The sequence below is a fragment of the Mucilaginibacter sp. P4_D1 genome (assembly GCF_056401935.1).
In genome coordinates, this window is the sequence record NZ_JBFUIJ010000056.1 from 1 (window position 1) to 21142 (window position 21142).

At 43.8% G+C, this 21142-nt stretch carries 20 protein-coding genes; 7 read left to right on the forward strand and 13 right to left on the reverse strand.

Annotation, left to right across the window (positions count from 1 at the left end; genetic code table 11):
* Nucleotides 1–153 precede the first annotated feature (153 nt).
* From istB to AC1DV1_RS27860, 3 genes are all read right to left on the reverse strand, one after another.
* Nucleotides 154–876: an IS21-like element helper ATPase IstB gene (gene istB, locus AC1DV1_RS27850; protein ID WP_477366793.1), complete on the reverse strand. Its 723-nt coding sequence runs from the start codon at nt 874–876 to the stop codon at nt 154–156.
* Nucleotides 877–921: 45 nt separating this feature from the next.
* On the reverse strand, nt 922–2469 hold the full coding sequence (gene istA, locus AC1DV1_RS27855) for an IS21 family transposase (protein WP_477366796.1): 1548 nt from the start codon (nt 2467–2469) through the stop codon (nt 922–924).
* 114 nt (nt 2470–2583) lie between these two features.
* Nucleotides 2584–2850 carry a hypothetical protein gene (locus AC1DV1_RS27860; protein ID WP_477366799.1) on the reverse strand — a complete coding sequence of 89 codons (267 nt, stop codon included), beginning with the start codon at nt 2848–2850 and terminating at the stop codon, nt 2584–2586.
* A gap of 466 nt (nt 2851–3316) precedes the next feature.
* Between AC1DV1_RS27860 and AC1DV1_RS27865 the strand changes: the two genes are divergently transcribed.
* A complete protein-coding gene (locus AC1DV1_RS27865) occupies nt 3317–3769 on the forward strand; it encodes a pyridoxamine 5'-phosphate oxidase family protein (protein ID WP_477366802.1) in 453 nt (150 codons plus the stop codon).
* Between the two features lie 223 nt (nt 3770–3992).
* A complete protein-coding gene (locus AC1DV1_RS27870; protein WP_477366805.1) occupies nt 3993–4817 on the forward strand; it encodes a hypothetical protein in 825 nt (274 codons plus the stop codon).
* A 113-nt stretch (nt 4818–4930) separates the two neighbouring features.
* Here AC1DV1_RS27870 and AC1DV1_RS27875 read toward each other — a convergent pair whose 3' ends face one another.
* The 3 genes from AC1DV1_RS27875 to AC1DV1_RS27885 all read right to left on the reverse strand — a co-directional run bounded on the left by AC1DV1_RS27875 (nt 4931) and on the right by AC1DV1_RS27885 (nt 7146).
* Nucleotides 4931–5320 (reverse strand): HIT family protein, encoded by a 390-nt coding sequence (locus AC1DV1_RS27875; protein ID WP_477366808.1) that lies wholly within the window; start codon nt 5318–5320, stop codon nt 4931–4933.
* An 81-nt stretch (nt 5321–5401) separates the two neighbouring features.
* Nucleotides 5402–5875 carry a transcription elongation factor GreA gene (gene greA / locus AC1DV1_RS27880; RefSeq protein ID WP_477366811.1) on the reverse strand — a complete coding sequence of 158 codons (474 nt, stop codon included), beginning with the start codon at nt 5873–5875 and terminating at the stop codon, nt 5402–5404.
* 341 nt (nt 5876–6216) lie between these two features.
* Nucleotides 6217–7146 carry a 2-hydroxyacid dehydrogenase gene (locus AC1DV1_RS27885; RefSeq protein ID WP_477366814.1) on the reverse strand — a complete coding sequence of 310 codons (930 nt, stop codon included), beginning with the start codon at nt 7144–7146 and terminating at the stop codon, nt 6217–6219.
* A gap of 191 nt (nt 7147–7337) precedes the next feature.
* Here AC1DV1_RS27885 and AC1DV1_RS27890 point away from each other — a divergent pair, with 191 nt between their 5' ends.
* The gene (locus AC1DV1_RS27890) at nt 7338–7892 is read left to right on the forward strand and encodes a hypothetical protein (RefSeq protein ID WP_477366817.1); all 555 of its coding nucleotides are present in this window, start codon (nt 7338–7340) and stop codon (nt 7890–7892) included.
* Nucleotides 7893–7906: 14 nt separating this feature from the next.
* On the opposite strand, the gene AC1DV1_RS27895 is transcribed toward AC1DV1_RS27890, so the two are convergent.
* Nucleotides 7907–9796 (reverse strand): DUF4153 domain-containing protein, encoded by a 1890-nt coding sequence (locus AC1DV1_RS27895; protein ID WP_477366820.1) that lies wholly within the window; start codon nt 9794–9796, stop codon nt 7907–7909.
* Nucleotides 9797–9934: 138 nt separating this feature from the next.
* On the opposite strand from AC1DV1_RS27895, the gene AC1DV1_RS27900 reads away from it, so the two are divergent.
* From AC1DV1_RS27900 to AC1DV1_RS27910, 3 genes are all read left to right on the forward strand, one after another.
* Complete coding sequence (locus AC1DV1_RS27900; protein WP_477366888.1) at nt 9935–10921, forward strand: pyruvate dehydrogenase complex E1 component subunit beta; 987 nt, start codon at nt 9935–9937, stop codon at nt 10919–10921.
* A gap of 119 nt (nt 10922–11040) precedes the next feature.
* A complete protein-coding gene (locus tag AC1DV1_RS27905) occupies nt 11041–11259 on the forward strand; it encodes a zinc ribbon domain-containing protein YjdM (protein ID WP_184550193.1) in 219 nt (72 codons plus the stop codon).
* A 42-nt stretch (nt 11260–11301) separates the two neighbouring features.
* Nucleotides 11302–11505: a hypothetical protein gene (locus AC1DV1_RS27910; protein ID WP_477366823.1), complete on the forward strand. Its 204-nt coding sequence runs from the start codon at nt 11302–11304 to the stop codon at nt 11503–11505.
* A gap of 10 nt (nt 11506–11515) precedes the next feature.
* Here AC1DV1_RS27910 and AC1DV1_RS27915 read toward each other — a convergent pair whose 3' ends face one another.
* From AC1DV1_RS27915 to AC1DV1_RS27930, 4 genes are all read right to left on the reverse strand, one after another.
* Nucleotides 11516–13051 (reverse strand): TolC family protein, encoded by a 1536-nt coding sequence (locus tag AC1DV1_RS27915; protein WP_477366826.1) that lies wholly within the window; start codon nt 13049–13051, stop codon nt 11516–11518.
* Nucleotides 13051–16215, reverse strand: coding sequence for an efflux RND transporter permease subunit (locus AC1DV1_RS27920; RefSeq protein ID WP_477366829.1), 3165 nt, complete (start codon nt 16213–16215; stop codon nt 13051–13053). Before AC1DV1_RS27920 ends, AC1DV1_RS27915 begins: the two co-directional genes overlap by 1 nt.
* A 145-nt stretch (nt 16216–16360) precedes the next feature.
* Complete coding sequence (locus AC1DV1_RS27925; RefSeq protein ID WP_477366832.1) at nt 16361–17500, reverse strand: efflux RND transporter periplasmic adaptor subunit; 1140 nt, start codon at nt 17498–17500, stop codon at nt 16361–16363.
* 118 nt (nt 17501–17618) lie between these two features.
* The gene (locus tag AC1DV1_RS27930; RefSeq protein ID WP_477366835.1) at nt 17619–18017 is read right to left on the reverse strand and encodes a hypothetical protein; all 399 of its coding nucleotides are present in this window, start codon (nt 18015–18017) and stop codon (nt 17619–17621) included.
* Nucleotides 18018–18542: 525 nt separating this feature from the next.
* Between AC1DV1_RS27930 and AC1DV1_RS27935 the strand changes: the two genes are divergently transcribed.
* Nucleotides 18543–19061, forward strand: coding sequence for a hypothetical protein (locus AC1DV1_RS27935; RefSeq protein WP_477366838.1), 519 nt, complete (start codon nt 18543–18545; stop codon nt 19059–19061).
* Nucleotides 19062–19120: 59 nt separating this feature from the next.
* Here AC1DV1_RS27935 and AC1DV1_RS27940 read toward each other — a convergent pair whose 3' ends face one another.
* Together AC1DV1_RS27940 and prfA are read right to left on the reverse strand one after the other, a co-directional pair.
* Nucleotides 19121–19816: a molybdopterin-dependent oxidoreductase gene (locus AC1DV1_RS27940; protein ID WP_477366841.1), complete on the reverse strand. Its 696-nt coding sequence runs from the start codon at nt 19814–19816 to the stop codon at nt 19121–19123.
* A 126-nt stretch (nt 19817–19942) separates the two neighbouring features.
* Entirely contained in the window at nt 19943–21016 is a 1074-nt protein-coding gene (gene prfA, locus AC1DV1_RS27945; RefSeq protein WP_477366844.1) for a peptide chain release factor 1, read from the reverse strand.
* Nucleotides 21017–21142 lie beyond the last annotated feature (126 nt).

A 21142-nucleotide genomic window follows, 5' to 3' on the forward strand; every position in this document is an offset into this window, starting at 1 on the left:
TGGATATACCACTGATGGATATACCACTGATGTTGACCCCTCTTCGCCAATCTAAAGTGACCCCTCTGAGTTAGGGTTTGAAAGAGAGTAAAGTTGTTGTACAGATAGGCTCCTGAGAGCGGATGTTTTTGTCCGGTTTAACAACTATTATTTTTACAAAAATACATTTTCTGATTTAGAGTTTCTTCTCCTTAGTGATTCGCCATACAATTCGACCCTTAATGAGTGGTGAACAATGCGGTCAAGTATCGCGTCAGCGATGGTTTTCTCACCAATAATATCATACCATTCCTTAACTGGTATCTGCGAAGTGACTACCGTAGAGCGCTTTTGGTGCCGGTCTTCTATTATGTCCAGCAGAGAAGCCCTGCTCTGTGCATCAAAAGGCTGTAGCCCGAAGTCATCCAATATCAGCAGATCGGCCCGTTCTATTCTTTTCAGTTCCGCCAGAATGGTACCCTTTGCTTTGGCCAGCTTCAGCTGGCCCATAAGCTTAGCGGTATTGACGTACATTACCTTGTATCCATTCTGACAGGCCTGATAGCCAAGCGCCGTTGCCAGGTAGCTTTTACCTGTACCGGTGGAACCGGTAATGAACAGGTCCTTATGCTCCTTAACAAAGTCCAGGGCTGCAAGCCTGTGGACCTGGTTCTTTTCCAGGCCACGGTCGATAGCGTAGTCGATCTGTTCCAGCGAAGCTTTATAGCGGAAGCCTGCGCTCCTGATGGCCCTTTCTACGTAACGGTTACGCCTGTCGTCCCATTCACTGGCGACCAGCAGGGCGATGAATTGATCGGCTGTAAGCGATTCTTTCACTGAAGTCTCCAGATTGGTTTTAAAGGCATCATACATGCCGTAAAGGCGAAGCTGACGCATCTTGTCTAATGTTTCATTATTCATTTGTTCTATGTTTTATGGGGTTTACTGGTAATATTCTTTTCCTCTGATATTCTTATGGGCGGGGATCGACACCGGTTCGTCGTCGTGCTGTAACTGGTCCAGGCGTTTCCTGAGGATCTCTTCGATAACCGGGTAGTTGTACTGGCCAAGGCTGTCGGCCCATCGGCACGCATCGGCCAATCTTCCCGCACCGACACGGCGCGCAAAACTCAGGATACCGGAACATGACTTATAAGCCTGCTCGGGATAAACCTTATGTTCCAGTACTTTGATGATATACCGGGTTACATCTTCATGGATAGCTTCTGCTTCCTGGATGAACTTTTCGGGTGACCATTCGGTTGTATAGCGATGCTGTGAGGCCAGGTGGTTCTCATCTGTGGTATAACGGTATTTGATCCGGTTACGGCGGTGAGAAGCGATCAGCGTATATTGGTAATAGATCTTGACCGCAATGGAGGTATACAAGACCTTCACTTTCTTTCCGATGTAGTTGTAAGGCACACTGTAATAGTGGATATCTTCTCCTAAACGAACGTAGCCGTTCTTCATCACGGTAACCATAACTTGTTTATTGACCTCGTAGCGCAGCGGGTTGAGCTGGCCCAGCGCATTCCGTTCGATCTCCTCAAACTGCTCCCTGCGGGAATAAGTTCGCCCGGAGAAAGGCTTGTTGTTATGGATCTCCAAAGCAGGGCGTATAGCGGAATTCAGCGACTCAAGGTCACTGAACTTACGGCCTTCCAGCCGGGCATATATACTGCGGTAAATCAACTTAACCGCTCCTTCTACTAAAGCCTTATCACGCGGCTTGTAAACACGTGCAGGAACAACAGTAACAGCATAATGCTCTGCAAAGGATGCAAACTCATCATTCAATATCGCTTCGTATTTGCTCCCCCTGGTTACCGCGGAACGCAGGTTATCAGGAACAATGGCACCAGGAACTCCACCGAAATAGTGTAACGCATTCTCACATGCCTTGATCAGGTCTTCTTTTCGCTGGCTTTCTACAGCTTCCACATACGTAAGCTGGCTACAGCCCAGAATGGCAACAAACACCTCCACATCATGCGCTGTATCATCCTGGGATGTGGTGAGTTGCAGCTTACTGCCTGTAAAGTCGATATACATCTTATCCCCAGCTTTGTGGTCGATATGCATAACAGGCTTGGAAAGCTGAAGATAGGTATGAACCGTATTATTGAACCGTGAACGGGCGTAGCCATCCGGGTGCTTTTCTATATACTCAGCATGCAGCATCTCACGGGTTACGCCCTTCTTTTTAAGCCGCTTGCTGATCTCTGGAAGCAGGGCCTCCAATACCTGCATACGTGGGCTGCTGGTGACTTTGGCCTCCGGAGTGGTAAACAACACAGCAAGTTCACTATCACTTCTGGCGCCAAACTCTTCGTGCGTCATGCCCAATGAGTGCCACACACGGACATACTTTTTAATGGTGTTTCGGGAGATACCCACCATTCCGTGGATCGTTTTGATCCCTGTACCCTGACAGTACAAACGGATGATCTGTCGTAATCTATTCATCTTGATCGGTTTATTGGACATGTATTCGCTGGTTTTTGTTTATCTAAAAAGCTAAACAAAAACCTTGTCCGAAGAAACCTATCAGTACATTACTTTAATCTCTTTTAAGGGGTCACTTTCGTCTGGCAAGAGGGGTCACTTTGCTTTGGCGAACGTGGTCACTTTCAACTGGCAAAGGGGGCCTTTTTGAGTGGGCCAAAAGGGGTCATTTTGGTGTGTTTTATCCACTTCACCATAAACTTTAATATCATTGCCTTTATAAGCTTTCAATTCAACGGGGGAACTATTGGTAATCAGATAGACTTCAAAGTCGTCAATAATTTTACTTTCGTCCTCTGAAATAATGGCTAAAACCTGACCGGCATCTTCGCCGGTAGCTTTTCTATAAAGTTTATAAATCATAAAATAAAGGTAAACTTTATGACCGTGAGTTCGGGTCAAAATCGTACATTTGATTTATCAAAAGTTCTTTAAATCGACTCAATAAACCTCAAAGTTAACCCGTGACCTGCGCGGTGACTATAAGGATTTGTAAGACATATATGCTTGGAATATAATGCATTACGCGAATGGTTCGAGTCCCGTCCATTCCGCTAAAAACATTTAAAAATGTTCAGAAGCCTTTAAGTCATATGATTTAAAGGCTTTTGGTTTTAAAGCCCTTCCAAAGCGAACCAGATATGGAAAAAGGGGGGATCAGTAAAATCAATTATTCTGCTTGATCCTATATTTACTCCAGTACCTCGCCCTTAGCCGTTGGGTAGTGATATGCATCACTTTTTAACAATAAAACAATCATTTTTTATCCTGTGGCGGGCACCTACTTTTGACGTTGTTAATCATTCCATAACGTTTAAAATTTAAGATCATGTTGGGAGCACTTACAGACATACAGATTGAAAGTTTGCTGAAACAGCAGGTTACCGGTCGTTTAGCATGCCATGCCGACGGTACTACTTATATTGTCCCGATAAATTACGTTTACAGTGCGCCATATATCTACAGCCATTCGGCAAATGGTAAAAAGATTGAAATGATGCGACAGAACCCGGAGGTGTGTTTTGAAGTAGATGAGATCCAAAGCATATTCAGCTGGAAAAGCGTTGTGGCCTGGGGGCGTTTTGAAGAGGTAACCGATATGGACGAAAAGGCTCGCCTGATGCAGGGAATTATACATCGCATAATGCCCATGGCCAGCCACCCGGCCAATCATCCTTCGCATGGGATAACCGAAAACGACAGCGATGTGGGTGAAAAAGTGGAGCTGATTATTTACAAGATCAATCTTGATAAAAAAACAGGCCGGTTCGAAAAAAATTGACAATCGATGATTCCGTTTTACCAGGGCCCGATCTGTGTTGTCGACGCGATCTCCTGATGATCTTCTTGCTGCATTTTACCAGAACTGTTTTCCCCTCCATGGATATTACAACTCCGATGACAAGTTAGTAGGTGATCACAAGCAATTTATAGAGTGACCGGCGTCATGTTTCCTGTGAAAAGCATTTATGAACTTTACAACAGAAAATTATAAACCCGACACCATGAAAACGATTATTGTAATTAATGATGGCTCTGTTTCTGCGGCTCACGCATCAAAACAGGCATTTGCTATTGCTCAGGCGGTACAAGCCAATATTTTAGTCGCCAACACCTATAAGGTTAACGCAATGGCAAAAGTGATGGCCGGGCATCATATTGAACAATCGTTGTTGATTGCCAGGGAACCCATAGTAAGATTGCTAAATGAGCTTAGCCATGACGCGGCGGCTTACCAGCCCGAAATATCGGCTGAGGATATCGTGGATTTTGATACTACGCAATTGGCCGCAATGATAATCAAAAAAAATATTTGGCTAATGGTGAGCGGAAGTGGAGCCACGATGCAAGATGGACCCCGACAACCTTTATTGAACCTCCAAAGCGTATTGAATAAAGTGCAGTGTCCGCTGCTAATAGTGCCCGAAAACTGGGCATTAAAAAACATACAACATATAACTTATATGGCCGATTTACGGTATTGCCGCGCTGCCGTTGTAAAATACCTTGTTCAACTGGCCGAACCGATGCAGGCCAGCGTATCTGTAGCACATTTGTCGGCCAAAGGAATTCCGGATATTGAGGAAAGTTATAGTCAGCGAATGTTTACCGAACAGGTTGTAAACCACATACATAGTTACCCGGTTGGCTTTAACAACATCAGGGAAAAAGATATTAGTAAGGCCGTTGATGTGATAATTAACGGAATGCATAACGATGTGCTGGTGCTTGTTAACCACCGTTATCATTTTAAAGAAATCATTGGGGATTATTTGACCGAAGCACTGCCGGGGCATATTACAATACCATTGCTGATATTTCCTTATTAACCAAAGCCAAGTGAATCATGGAAGGGTTTGGCCTTTGGGGGGGCAAATAAAAAAAGGTATTGCTTTATGCAATACCCCCGTTATGTTTTTTACAAACTAATGCAGGCGAGTGTTTAAAACGCTGCTTTGATCTTATCTTTTGTAACACTCAATTCTTCGGCGCTAAAACTTAGTTTGGGCCTCGAGAAATTAAGATCATCAACCCTGTTCATGGGGATAAGGTGGATGTGTGCATGCGGCACTTCGAGGCCGATAACTGCCACCCCTACCTTTTTGCATGGTATAGTCTTTTTAATGGCCGTAGCCACAATTTTGGCAAATATTTGCAAGCCGGTATAAGTTTCGTCATCCAAGTCGAAAATGTAATCAACTTCTTTTTTCGGAATCACCAGCACATGTCCTTCGGCCAGCGGATTGATATCTAAAAAAGCTAAAAATTCATTACTCTCGGCAACAACGTACGCCGGAATCTCGCCTGCTATAATTTTTGAAAAGATGTTCATTTTGAGGTTGATTAAGTTGATTAGGTGAGAGGTTGATTAAGTTTACGGAAGGCTAACTCAATCAACCTAATCAACCAATAACTAACGACTAACTTCCAGTATTTCAAATTCAATTTTACCGGCCGGTACGGTGATCTCAATTTTTTCGCCTACTTTTTTGCCTAAAAGGCCTTTGGCAATGGGCGATGCTACCGAAATTTTACCAACCTTCATATCGGCCTCGCTTTCGGCAACCAGCTGGTAGCTCATGGTGGCACCATTTTTAAGGTTTTTTATTTTTACTATTGACAATGCCAATACCTTTGATGTATCCAGTTTTGATTCGTCCAGCAAGCGGGCGTTGGCCAACACTTCCTGCATTTGCGAAATTTTAGCTTCATGCAAGCCCTGAGCTTCTTTAGCGGCGTCGTATTCGGCGTTTTCAGACAAGTCACCTTTATCGCGCGCTTCAGCAATTTGTTTTGATATATCCGACCGGCCGGTTGTTTTTAACCTTTGTAACTCTTCTTTTAGTTTTTCTAAACCATCCTTGGTAAAGTATGATACCTCTGCCATAACACGTAAATTAATTATTATTTATCCTATTGGTTGTCCAAAAAAAACCGCCCTCCCTTTTTTAAGAAGGACGCAACGACTATAAAAACAAACAAGACTATATGGGCCATGCCTACATAGTCTTGTTTAGTATTAAACGAAGATAAGTGATTTAAGTTTTAATATGCAAATTTATTTGAGGGGTGAGTGGTTGATTAAGTTGGATTAGGTTGATTAAGTTTTTGCATCGTTTATAGGGCCTTAGTCAACTTAATCAACCACTCACCCTAATCAACCACTCTAACCAACATCTCCGGCTCTGAAGCGGGGCCTCATTTAATCATTTTCAAATTTTCAAATCCTCAAATTTTCAAATTCGGGAGTTTCTCCGCCATCACTTCACTTATCTTCCGGTACGAATCAAACGTCCAGCCGGCAACGTGGGGGCTTAGGATAACCTTGCCGCTTTGGCGCAACTCATCGTACCAGGCCTGCTCGGCCAGGGTAGGGAATTTTTCAACTTCAAGCACATCCAGCCCTGCTCCCAGTATTTTACCTTCTTTAATGGCTTTTAATACGCTGCTCACTTTTGCTGTTTTGCCCCGTGAGGTATTAATAAAAAATACCGGTTTTTTAAAGTGAAACAGGTATTCGTCATCAATCAACCCATTGGTTTCTGATGTAAGCGGTACGTGTATGCTTAGTACATCGCTTAGTTTTACTATTTGCTCCATGCTTACTTCGCGCGCATAGCGGTCGCTAAAGCCGGTTTTGTATTTATCATAGGCAATTACATCAACCTGGAAGCCCGATAGCTTACGGGCAAAGCTATGCCCCATGTGGCCGTAGCCAATAATGCCTACGGTTTTCCCTTTCAGTTCGTAACCGCGGTTGCCTTCCCGCTCCCATTTGCCATTCCTGATCTCGGCATCACCCCGGTTAAAATTATTCATTAGTGATAGCAATAAACCTATGGCATGTTCGCCAACAGCATCGGAATTGCCTTCGGGCGCGTTAATCAGTTTAATGCCTTTTTCGGCGGCGTAAGCCTCGTCAATGTTGTCCATACCGGCACCGGCTCGGGCTATAAATTGCAGGTTGGTGGCCAAATCAAAAACTTGTTTGGTTACCTGGAATTTTGATCGGATAACCAGGCCCGCGTAATCGCCTATAATTTGTAAAGCTTCCTCGGTTTTTACGGTTGGCCTGTAATCGCATGTATAACCCTTGGCTTCGGCCTGCTCCATAAATATGGGGTGTACATCATCAACAATAAGAATGTTATTTTTCAACTGGGCTTAAAATTTTTATGAACCACAAATTTACTAAACAACCATGATACTTATATGTTTAACAACCTGCGGGGCAACTTAAATTACAAAACAACTACCTATCCGCGCCATTTTTACAGGCTTTATAAACTGGCACGGGAATAGCATATCAATATATAAGGGCTTGCCCTTTATTACATAAATCAATTAAAATGAAATCATTAAAGCAAATAGGCACCGATATAAAACACTATTCCGAACAATTATCGCACGATGGGTTTAAACAGGTGTTTGATCATATCGACCAATTGAACGTAAAAAAGGGTGTTGACAAACTGGGCCTTGATAAATTTATAAACCAGTGCGCAATTATGGCTGCCGGCAGCGGCGCGATATCGGGGAGCGGCGGTGTTTTAACCATGGTGATAGGTATGCCTGTTGATGTGCTTAACCTGATAACCCAGCAATTCAGGGTTACTATGGCTATTATGTACCATAACAGGGGCAGCTATCAAATGGGGTTCGATGAGTTTATGAAACTGGTAGCTATATCTTTTAAAGTAGAAACCGGCATTGCCCTCAGCAAAACCATGATGGAAAGCGTAGCCGAAAAAATAATCCTCAACCTGGGCGTACGCACTGCCGAAAGGTTGGTGCCGGTTGTTGGCGCCGTTATTGGCGGCACAACCAATTACTTGTTTATTAAACGGATGGCCAAATCGGTTAAGGAAATGCAAGGGCTGCCAGTGGTAATACACGTGAATTAAAGGTTACTGAGCATCTATTTGATCTTAATTAAATAGATGCCTGATATTTTTATATCAGTCGGCTTTTCTTTTCCTGTAATATTAAAATTTATACTATTGATCTGGAAGGCAACTTTATACTTAGCCGTTTCTTTGACAAGTAAAGTCTCGCTTGCAGGCAAATCGTAGTTTTTATAATACTCAGAATCTGTTGGGGTGTGATATTTATTGAGCGTTGCTGTATCTGCCAGAAATTTATGGGCAACATCAAAAGGTCTGAAATTAAAAGTTTCGCTATTGAGTTTTAAGGTAAATGACCCGTTCACCGGTTGTGTTTGCTTAATTTGAATGCCGTTAAAATTATTAGTCAGGGTATCAGCATACTCATCGGCGGCGAGGGTTATATCATAACCATCTACAACCATTATTTTTTCTTTTTTGCTAAATGTATAGTAATAGGTCATAACGTTATCATTCTCGTTGTACCAGGTTTCAAAATGATGCAGGCCAAGGTAAATTCGGGCCCACTCATACTTACTTTCCCTTAACTCTCTCCGCCCATAATCGCCCGTGGTACGCCAGTCCCGGCTTTTCAACCTACCTAACGAATCGGACAGTGCGGTAAGATCCTTATTAAAATACGGCTGCAAAGGTGTGATGTCGTATTTATAAATGAAATAATTTAAAGATGCCACAGCTTTACTGCCGTCTTTTTCGCTCACCTTTGTACTATCAACCGCGATGAATTTGCCGTTTTTCAACGCATTGTGCTTTTCAAAAAACTTAATTATAATGCGCTTTTGCGAATACATACTAACCGTAAAAGCGCTTTGCGGGCCGTACACAGATAAAATGGTTACTATACATAACGAGATCGGGATAAGCTTTATATTCTGCTTTTTAAATGCTAAAAAATAAACGGAAATAAACAACAGCCAGCAGGCAAGCGCGATTAAAAAATAGCGCCATTCGGTAATGCCATACATGAAAACCCTTGCGCCTACCGCCACAAACAGGAGGCCCAATAGGGGGATCAATAAAAAATAAAAGCTGCGCGAATAAATTTTGATCCATTTATTGCCATCATGTTCACGAATGGGATATATCAGCAATAATGACAGCACTCCAAACACCGCATAGCTTAAAATAAGATTTGATACCAGGCCTTTTGGCAGGCTCCAAAGTGTAATGATCTTAATCTCGTATGCTAATAAAATAAGCACATATATGGTTGATAGCGGGATCAATACAAACTGGGTAAATATTTTCAATGCTTTGGGGTAGCTCAAATCGTCGTTAAGCGCTCGCGTATCGGCAGGAACGCCAGCCAGGAAAAAGGTGGTGGTAAACAAGCCCACTATCCAAACCCAAAGTATGGCATAAGTATCCCACTCAAACTTAAAGTTGAATAAAAAGTTAGTAGCAGCGATGGCGGCAGCTATCCCTAAAAACAAAACTAGACCATACAATACACTGGTTAAAAAACGCAAAAACAATGTTTTATTAAATTGCCAAAACCCATTAACCTGCCCCTTATCCGTAAATGCCGCAAAGGCAACCAGCAAATGAAACGAAAGCGATAGCAGGAAAAAACGGATATAGTCTGCCTCCCGGGAGGTGGGATCTATTATAAAAACAAGCGATGCGGCAAATAAGGCTGTTATAATTTTTACCAACAGTTTTGTTGGCCGGCTCATTACCCGGCTTTGGGTAAATAATGTTGCCGAAAGACTAAGAAGCAAACCCAGGTTGGCCGTCATCACCCCGCGCATAAGCCAGCCTTCATGTACCCTGTTCAAATGGCGCAGTTCAACTTCAACGGTGCCGGCAATGGTGCCAATCAGCGCGAATAAAAATTCAAATGGGTAGCGCTTTAAGGTAGATAAAAAGCTTTCGGCGAGCGTTTTTATGGATGGGAATTTCATTGCGACAGGGTTTATACAGGCAATGTAAGTACAATTTGTAAAATATCTGTACTAAAAATGTAAACTGCGTGGGCGGCAATTGCATTTCACACATTAGTGATTATATTTGCGGTCGCAAAAAACATCATTTTATACAATATAATGAGAGAAATACAATTCAGAGAAGCGCTACGTGAGGCTATGGTCGAAGAAATGCGCAACGACGGAAATATATACCTGATGGGTGAAGAGGTTGCCGAATACAATGGCGCTTACAAAGTAAGCCAGGGTATGCTGGATGAATTTGGTGCTAAACGCGTTATCGATACGCCCATCTCTGAATTAGGCTTTGCCGGTATCGGCATTGGTTCGGCTATGAATGGCTTACGCCCGATCATCGAATTCATGACCTTTAACTTTTCGTTAGTGGCTATCGATCAGATCATCAACGGTGCGGCCAAAATCATGTCAATGAGCGGTGGCCAGTTTTCTGTGCCAATCGTTTTCCGCGGCCCAACCGGTAATGCAGGTATGCTTAGCTCACAGCACTCACAGTGCTTCGAAAACTGGTATGCCAACTGCCCGGGTTTAAAGGTTGTTGTTCCATCAAACCCTTACGATGCAAAAGGCCTATTAAAATCTGCAATATTGGATCCCGATCCGGTTATTTTTATGGAGTCGGAATTGATGTATGGCGATAAAGGCGAAGTTCCTGAAGAAACATACTATATCCCATTGGGTAAAGCCAAAGTGGTAACAGAAGGTACCGATGTAACTTTGGTAGGTTTCGGCAAGATCATGAAAGTGGTTATTGCAGCCGCTGCCGAGTTGGCAAAAGAAGGCATCAACGCCGAAGTGATAGATTTACGTACTGTGCGCCCTATTGACTACGAAACAGTAATCAACTCGGTTAAAAAAACAAACCGTTTGGTAATTATTGAAGAAAGCTGGCCTTTAGGTTCAATTGCTACCGAGGTAGCTTTTAAAGTTCAAAAAGATGCTTTTGATTACCTTGATGCACCTATCCTGCGTATTATGGGTGGCGATGTGCCATTGCCTTATGCACCAACCTTAATACAGGAATACCTGCCAAACCCTGAAAGGGTTGTTAAAGCCGTTAAAGAGGTAATGTACGTTACCAAATAATAACACGATTTAAGGATTTTACAGGATTGACAGGAATTTTCCTTGTAGCTTTTTAAATTTAAATAACATCAAAAAGCCCGGTATTTGTATCGGGCTTTTTACTTTAATACGAATACACAATGGCAGAATCAAACGTAAAAGACAGCAACGGCAACATCCTGAACGATGGCGACTCGGTAACGCTGATAAAAAGTTTAAAAGTTAAAGGCGGCGGCGTAACGCTTAAACAAGGCACGCTGGTAAAAAAAATCCGCCTTACGGATGATGACAAAGAAGTTGACTGCAAAATTGACGGCATGAGCATTGTGCTTAAAACCGAATTTTTGAAGAAAAGGTAATCTTGGTATTAGTTTCTTATCGCGATATCAATATTTTAGATCATGACAAAACAACAACGCACGTTTGTGGCTGTTTTTGTGCCATTGTTTATGGTAATGCTCAGCATCAATATAAACAGCATAAGCTTAGGCCTGGCTAATCACGATAATTTTAAAGTAGTTGCTGCGTCCATCTCAGCAGTTTTGTTCCTGTTTTTAATAATATCAGCTGTAGTCGTATTGATCAGGCAGCAATTGATAAGATAATTTGTGCATTTTAGCTACTCAACACAAAAGCCCAGGTTCCATAACAAACCAGGGCTTTTATATTACCCACAATTGTTAAATAGCCTACCGCCCCCCCCCCGCCTACGGCCTGGTACAAATTTACCGAACTTAAAAATATATTTCGCTTAATGTTGGTTAGTTCCAGTTCGGCATCCAGTACGCTGCGTTGGGCGGTAATAATCTCCAGGTAATTGGCGCGGCCAACCAGGTAAAGATCATTGGCTACCGATAGGGCGTTATTGAGCGCTTGCAGCTCCTGTTGTTTAAATTCAAAAGCCTGTTTGTAATTGCTGATGCCGCTCAGGTTGTTGTTAACCTCCTGGAAACCGGATAGGATAGTTTTCTGGTAATTGTAAACCGCTATCTTTTCTTCGGCAATAGTACGTTCATACTCGGCCTTTATGCCCTTGCGGTTAAATATAGGCGCTGTAAGCCCACCAATCAATCCATAGGTAAATGAGCCGGGGTTGAATAGTAAACCCGCGTTAAAGCTGTTATAGCCCGCGTATGGCGTTAAGGTAAGTGTAGGGAAAAAGCTGGCCCTGGCCGCTTTAATATCGGCATTCATGGCCGCGAGTTCCAGCTCGGCAGCACGGATATCGGGGCGGTTAAGCAATAACTGCGACGGAACTCCCGCCCCGATAATTACCGGTAAAGCAATTTTCATGATAGCGGTATCCCTTGTAATTTTCCCCCTAAAACTGCCTGATAAAAAATTAAGCTGGTTTTCGGTTTCGGTTATTTGCTGCAGGGTTGTGTATTGCAGGCCTTTGGTCCGCGCCAATTGGGCTTCAAATTGTTGTACGGCAAGCTCGGTAGCGCGGCCGCCCAGTTTTTGAATTTTTACAATTTCCAGCGCGTTATCCTGTAGCGCTATGTTTTTTTTGATGATGGCCAACTCGGCATCAAGCGCCAGTAATTGGTAATATAGCCCGGCTATTTGTGCCGTAAGCTGCGTGGTAATTAGCCGGTACCCGCCTTGGCTGGCCAGGAAACGGGCAAAGGCAGCCTTTTTTTGGTTGCCTAATTTACCCCACAGGTCAACCTCCCATGAACTTTGGAAGCCCAGGAAATAATTGGGCGTTGGGTTGGGGATGTGCTGCTTGCTGTTAATGTTTTGCGAAAAATTGGTATCGTAATTACCAACGCCGTTCTGCGTATAATCACCATATTTTTCCAGCCCGGCATTGGCCGCTATGTTAACGGTTGGTAATAGTTTCGACGCGCTGAACCTGAGGTTGGCACGCGACGCTTCTACCCGCTGCAACGCCGTAAGGATATCCGGGCTGGCCTTTAGCGCGGTATCAATAAGGCTGATGAGTTTTTGATCGGCAAAAAACTGGCTGATGGGTAAGGCTGCTATGGTTACAGTATTCGTGCTGTTGCCAAATGTGCCGGGTAAATTTGCGGCCGCATCCGAACCTGTAACAGGCTTGTATGTTTTGCAACCTGCCGTTAAAATCAATAAAAACGCGGTATTCAGGATATATAAATTTGCTTTTTTTAGCATGAGTAGCTTTTTCATTAGTTAACAATTTCCATTTCATGGTGCATTTCGGTAAGTGGCTCTTCGGGCGTTTTATGTTTACGCGCTGCTAATCCGGCAAATATTACATACAGGCCGGGTATTAATATTACACCGAAGATGGTGCCCATCAGCATTCCTCCTGCCGCAGCAGTACCTATTGACCGGTTGCCCATTGCCCCTGCACCATCGGCAATACATAATGGAATTAAACCCGCAATAAATGCCAGCGATGTCATCAGGATGGGCCGTAAGCGGGATACTGCGCCTTCAATTGCGGCTTTAACTATCGATAACCCCTCTTTTTGCCTTTGGATGGCAAATTCTACTATCAGGATGGCGTTTTTGCCCAGCAAGCCAATAAGCATTACCAGGGCTACCTGCGCATAAATATTGTTTTCCAACCCACATATCTTTAAAAAGAAAAAGGCGCCGAAAATACCTGTAGGTAACGATAGGATAACGGGCAGCGGCAGCAAAAAGCTTTCGTACTGCGCGGCTAACAGCAGGTAAACAAATATTAAGCAGATGATAAAAATATAAATAGCCTGGTTGCCCGATAAGATTTGTTCCCTCGTCATCCCCGACCACTCAAAGGTGTAGCCCTTGGGCAGCTTTTGTTTGGCTATCCGTTCAATAGCGGCATTGGCATCGCCGCTGCTGAAACCTTTAGCCGCATCGCCGGTAACCATGGCCGACGTGTACATGTTGTAGCGGGTAAGTTGCTCGGGGCCAAAAACCTTTTCCATTTTAACAAAGGTGGAAAAGGGTACCATTTCGCCCTTATCGTTTTTAACCTGCAGGTTTAAAACATCCTCGGGCCGGGCGCGGTACTCGGGTGCGGCTTGCACCATCACTTTATACATTTGTCCAAAGCGGATAAAGTTGGATGCATAAAAACTACCCATTAAGGTTTGCAGGGTCGACATCGCTTTATCAACTGTAATTCCCTTTTGAGCGGCCGTTTGCTGATCTACAGAGATCATGTACTGCGGAAAATTGGGGTCGAAGCTGGTAAACGCGCCGGAAATTTCGGGCGAGGCATTTAGCGCATCCACAAAATCCTTAGTTACTTTGGCTGCTTTTTGCAAATCGCCCTGGCCGGTACGGTCAAGCACCCTAATCTCGAAACCGCTGGAGTTGCCAAAGCCTGGCACCGTTGGCGGCGGAAAATACTGGATAGATGCATCGCCTATGTTTTTGGTTTTCGCTGTCAGCGTGGCAATAATCTCCTCTAACGATTCTTTGCGCTCATCCCATGGTTTCAGGTTAATCATGGCCATGCCGTAGGATGCCCCCGCAATTTCGTTAACCAAACTATAGCCCGATAAAGTGGATACCGACTCAATTGCCTTGATGCTTTTGGTTTTACTTTCTATCTCTTTTAAAACCTGTTCGGTACGTTCAACTGTTGCGCCGGCAGGCGTGGTTACGTTTACGTAAATCATCCCCTGGTCTTCGGTGGGGATAAAACCTGTTGGTAATATGGCGCTGGTGCCCCAGGTAAGCACAAAAAAGCCCATCAGTAAGGCAATTGTTATTCCTTTGCGTGGCGACAGGAAGGTCATGAAGCCCGAGTACTTGTTTTGCAGGCCGTCATATCGTTTATTAAAGCCTGTAAAAAAATGTTGGGTAAGGTTCTTCTTTTTAGACTCGGGGTTATGCTTTAGCATTATGGCGCAAAGTGCTGGGGTAAGTGTTAAAGCGTTTACGCCTGATATCACAATTGATATGGCCAGCGTGAGCGAAAACTGCCGGTAAAATACCCCAACAGGGCCCGACATAAAAGCCACCGGCACAAATACTGCCGACATTACCAAAGTAATGGCCACAATAGCCCCGCTGATCTCTTTCATGGCCTGTATGGTGGCATCCATAGCGTTCATATGCTCTTCGGTCATTTTTACGTGCACGGCCTCAACCACCACAATGGCGTTATCAACCACAATACCAATAGCCAGCACCAGCGCGAATAGTGTGAGCAGGTTGATGGAGAAGCCCAGCAGCTGCATAAAAAACAGCGAACCAATAAGCGCCACGGGTACAGCCAAAGCAGGTATTAATGTTGAGCGGAAATCCTGCAGGAAAATGAACACTACAATAAATACCAGTATAAAAGCCTCTACCAAAGTGCGCAACACTTCATGGATAGATGCATCCAAAAAACGCGACACATCGTAATTTACATTAAAACTCATGCCGGCCGGGAACGAGCTTTTCTTAAGCTCGGCCATGCGGGTTTTAATGTTGTTGATAACATCCCGGGCATTTGAGCCGGGGCGTTGTTTTATCATGATAGATGCTGATGGCTTGCCGTCGGTATTGGATACCATGCTGTAGGTAAGCGAGCCAAATTCAACATCGGCAATTTCTTTCAGTTTTAATACAGATCCGCCTTCTTCGGCGCGGATAACAATGTTTTCATATTGTTTGGGTTCAAAAAATTTGCCCGGATAGCGCAAAACGTATTGCAGCATTTGTGGCGATTTATCTGAGCTTTGCCCGGTTTTACCCGGCGCTGCTTCCACGTTTTGCGCGCGGATAGCATCAATAACATCATCGGTAGATACCTTGTAAGCCATCATCCTATCGGGCTTTAACCAAACCCGCATAGAGTATTCTTTGGCGCCCATAATTTCGGCACGGCCAACACCGTCAATACGTTTTAATTCCTGCAGTACGTTGATGTCGGTAAAGTTGTAAATGAATTTCTCGTCCATGCCGGGGTCTTCGCTGATGATGTTCAGGTACATCAGCATACTGTTTACCTCTTTTTCGGTGGTTACCCCGGCTTTAATCACCTCTTCGGGCATCTCGTCAATAATAGTGGCAACACGGCCCTGTACGTTTACAGCAGCCTGGTCGGGGTCAACCCCAACGTTAAAATAAATCTGTATCACCGTAAGCCCGTCGTTACTGCAAACGGTGGTCATATAGGTCATGCCCGGCACGCCGTTAATGGCGCGTTCAAGCGGGGTGGCCACGGCCTTGGCGCAAACCTCGGCATTGGCGCCCGTATAGTTGGCGGTAACGGTTACCGATGGCGGCACAATATCAGGGAACTGGGTAACCGGCAAAGTAATTAATGCCAGCACGCCCAGCAGGGTTATTATTAAAGATATCACAAGCGACAGCACCGGTCGCTTTATAAATGTTTCGAACATAGCGCGTTGGGGTTTGTATACAATAAACTAAGTCTTGAGTTTTAAGTCTTAAGTTTTGAGTCAAAAAGCCCATAGCCATAGTTTCAGGCCTAAAACCTCGCGTATAAAACTTCAGGCTCGCGACTTCAGACTAAAATTTAAAAAATTACTTCATGGCCAGTAATGAATCCCTGCTGAGTTTTCTTGGTTTAATGATCATCCCGTCGCGTACATTCTGGGTGCCTTCCAGCAATATTTTGTCGCCGGGCTTTAAACCCTCTTTTACAATGTAATAGTTAGAAAAACGGGTTTGTGGTACAAAAGCGCGCATATGCAGTTGGTTGTTTTTATCAACTAAATACACGTAACTTTTATCCTGGATATCAAATACTGATTGTTGCGGCACCATAACCACGTTATCGGCCTTGGTTGATATAAACAGCTTGCCGGTGGCGCCATGCCTCAGAAGCTTTTGCGGGTTGGGGAAGCGTGCCCTGAAATTGATAGAGCCAGTTTTTTGTTCAATTTCGGCTTCAACGGTTTCAATATCGCCTTCGTATGGAAAGTCGAGGCCATCGGCCAATACCAGCCGCACCTTGTCGCTTGTTTTGCCGGGAGCGGTTTTGCGTTTGCGAACGTATTGCAGGTATTCATTTTCGGGGAAGCTGAAGTACGCGTACATCGAACTGATATCAGACAGGCTGGTGAGCAATGTGCCCTCATCAATCAAACTGCCCGATTTAAGGGGGATCCTATCTACAATGCCATCAAAAGGCGCATGAATGTAGGTATAGGCCAGTTGGTCTTCGGCGCTTTGCACCATGGAGCGGGCCTCTTCAATGGTCGCCTTATCCGCGCTCAGCTTTGATTCGGCCACTTCCAGTTCCGATTTGGAGATCACTTTTTTATCAACCAGCATTTTAACGCGATCAACCTCCAGGGCGGTTGCCTTGGCATCGGCAACAGCGTTACTTAGGGCTGCTTTGGCTTTGGTAAGGTTTACTTTAAACTCCTGGTCGTTGAGTTTAAAAAGCAACTGGCCTTTTTGTACCGACGCTCCTTCGTCGATAAATACTTTTTCTAAAAAACCGCGAACGCGCGAACGGATATCAATGTTTTTTAACGCCTGGATATTGGCAACATATGGCTTTTGGATAACCGTATCGCGCGTGGATAATGTAAGTACAGGTAGTTGCAGGGTGTCGGTGGCTTCGTCTTGTGTGGTTTGTGCTTTGGAGGAGCAACCCGTGACGTATATGGCTGTTATAATGGCCAGCACGGGCAGTAGTGCTTTAAATGTTTTCATTTTTCCTGATAGCATTAAGCATAGTGGTAGCGTTCACGTACCAAAATGGCTATGTTATTAATTGTTTTAAATAGAGGTTATAATGCACCGAGGCGGGGGCATTGTATCAGAAAAAAGATCAGAAGGGACTTAGCCGGAACAGGAAGCTATAATATGTCGGAAGAAAGGCTTCCCTGACAATGTTTTGCTTGGGTGCCTGCTTGATAAAGCTTGTAACAATGCCGGGCAACGATTGATTGGCCGGCTGCAAAATTGCCGAATAGTTTGTACGGACGTGGACAAACCTTACGTAAACACCCGCATGGTTACTGGAGTTGTTGCCCGATTCGGGCGAGTCGTCGCTTAGTTCCTGTTGTTGGGCAATGTTAATGAGGTTGTGGTGCAGTCTGGAGATATCGTCGGCTGTTGAGCCCCGGCGGTTATAATGTTTTAAAATTGTATCCGCATTGGTAGCCGCAGCTATAGAAAGCTGGAAAAAAAATAATACAAAGAATATTTTTTTTGTGAGTGCCATCATTGCGAATTTAGCACATAATTATTATTTTTTCAAATGATTTTGTATTTTATTGAATATAAAATGAATTTATTTTGATTTTTTTGGCTTGATTGTTAGCATTTTAGCTTTTGATGGCAAAGAATTGTGCTTTTTACAACTATTGTGCAAATACGCCGGATAAATTCATAGTAGCGTAGCCTCATTATAGCGTAGCATCCTTATATATTGTAATAAATACTGAGATAGGTAGCCCCAGGCGAGGCATAAAAGAATTTTAGATAAAATATTGCTGCTAATTTGTATAACAAACCTTCAAATGCATCCCTTACCCCCGGTTACCTTTCTTTCTGCATCAAGTTTTTAAAAGCAATTTCCCTTATTGTATATATTACCGTAACTATCTTAATGTGCATAGTTTTTTATAAAATCCTATTTCAGCTACCTTGATAAATGCTGATAAATTTGCCATCAAGTGTATTTATATAACAAACCAATAGGGGGCTTTTTGTATAAAATACCTATTTTAGGCACACAAATACCAACAGTATGCTCAACTCTCATTTTAAAGCCGTAAGGCTTATAGTTTTAATTGCGTTTGCAGGTGCTTTAGGCAACAATATATCAGCACAAACCAAACCCGCAGCTACAACAACCAAACCGGAGGCTGCCGTGAAAACGGCAATAGCAACAGGAATTATAGCGCCTACAACCCTTATAGAAAAGTTTTTCAGGAGTTACGATAAAGAGAGTACCACAAAAGCAATGATTGATATATTTAAAACCAATCCGCTTATTGATTCCAATAGCCTGGTTAAGCTTATTTCAAAAATAGATACTACCCGAAGCCTCATCGGCGCTTACACCGGCAAAGATCTTATCGTTCAGCGTAAAGCATCCAATAGCCTTATATTATATAGCTATCTTGTAAAGCATCAAAACCAGCCCCTGCGGTTTACATTTATGTTTTACAAGCCCAAAAACGAATGGGTAATTTACCGCCTGTATTTTGACGATTCGGTAAGCAGCGAACTGGAACAATCGGCAAAAATTACAGCGAAACTGTAGGTGCTTAAAGCAAAAAGCTTAAGGCGGAAAGCTGTTTTTGGCAAAACGTTAGCTTTCTGCTAATCGCTATACCTATCGTTTCGCCAGGGGTAGGCCGTGTTTGAATAACCACGATCCTCCCAGAAACCTAATTTGTTTTCGGTTAAAAACTCAATCCGTTTTATCCACTTTGAGCCTTTCCAGGCATAAAGCTGGGGTGTAATCATGCGCACAGGGCCGCCGTGTTCTATCGGCAAGGGTTGCCCCTCAAAGGTATGCACCAGTAAAACATCGGGCTTTAACGCCTCCTCTAAAGATATATTGGTGCTATAAGTGTCATACCCATAGCACATAATATGAGTGGCATTTTCTTTGGGGTGCACCAGTGCTGCAATATCAAACAGGCTTACGCCCTTCCAGGGCATATTTAATTTGGACCAGGTGGTTACACAATGAAAATCTGATGTGTCTTTGGTTTGGGGTAAATCTAAAAATTGTTTCCAGGTAAGCTTAACCGGGTTGTCAACTGCGCCGTCAATAGTCAGCCTCCATTTTTCGGTTGGTATATTGGGTTGGTACCCCAAATCAAGCACAGGCCATTTAACAGTAACTGTTTGACCTATGGGTATAGCCGGCATGCCATGCCTGTTTGGCGCACCGGTACCGCGGGGTTTGTCGTCGGCTACTGATGGGGTAAGCTTCATCTTTTCCTCAAACCTGGCTTTAAGTTTCATGCGGGCCTCAATAATACGATCGAGTTTTTCTGGTTCTTCCATAGTTGTAGTGTTTACTAAAGATAGCGAAAAGCCCAAAAAGTTCAACAAAAAAGAAAGGCCTTTAGCATACTGCTAAAAGCCTTTTGATATTATTTAAGGCAAACCTTTTGCCTTTGACCTTTCTCCTTAAACTACGGTTCCCTCTTTTAGTTTCTCTGCATTTTCAGCAAATTGTAAAGCTTCCATTATCTCCTGTAAATCGCCATTTAATACGCCAGGCAGGTTGTATATGGTAAGGCCGATGCGGTGTTCTGTTAAACGCCCCTGCGGGTAGTTGTAGGTACGTACCTTGGCCGACCTGTCGCCGGTTGATACCATGGTTTTGCGCTTTTTGGATGTTTCTTCCAGGTGCTTTTGCAGCTCCATTTCGTACACGCGAGAACGTAATACCTGTAATGCTTTATCGTAGTTTTTTAATTGCGATTTTTGGTCCTGGCACTGTGCCACAATACCGGTAGGTAAGTGGGTTAACCTTACGGCCGAGTAGGTGGTATTTACCGATTGACCGCCCGGGCCCGACGCGCAGAATAAATCCTTGCGGATATCGCTCACCTGCAGGTCGATATCAAACTCATCAACCTCGGGTAATACCACAACCGATGCGGCCGAAGTGTGTACGCGGCCCTGGGTTTCAGTATCAGGAACACGTTGAACGCGGTGTACGCCCGATTCATATTTTAAGGTACCGTAAGCGTCTTCGGCTATTACGTTAAATACAATTTCCTTATAGCCACCGCTGGTGCCTTCGGTATAGTCAACCAGCTCGGTTTTCCAGCCGCGTTTTTCGCAATAGCGCATGTACATACGGTAAAGGTCGCCGGCAAATAAAGCGGCTTCATCTCCACCGGTACCGCCACGAATTTCTACCATCGCGTTTTTACTGTCTTCCGGATCTTTAGGGATCAGCATTAGGCGGATAACTTCCTCAATTTCTTCCTGTTTGGCAAGCAATTCATCCAGTTCCATTTTGGCCATTTCCCGAAACTCTTCGTCTTTTTCGGTAGCCAGGATATCTTTATTGCTATCAATATTGCTCATAATGTTACGGTATATGTTATACTCGTCAACAATTTTAGCAAGGTCTTTATATTCTTTGTTCAGCTGGGCATAGCGTTTCATATCCTGCATTACTTCAGGATTGCTTAATTCGCCTTCAACGGTTTTCCAGCGTTGAAATATCAGTTCTAATTTCTCTAACATACTCGGTATATTCAAAAGCTAATCAAAGCAGCTTTGCTTGATGATGGTCCGGCTACAAAAGGCGTTACGTTTCGGTCGGTTTACAGGCTTGCTTCAAAAAACGCACAAAAATACGTATTTTCGGGG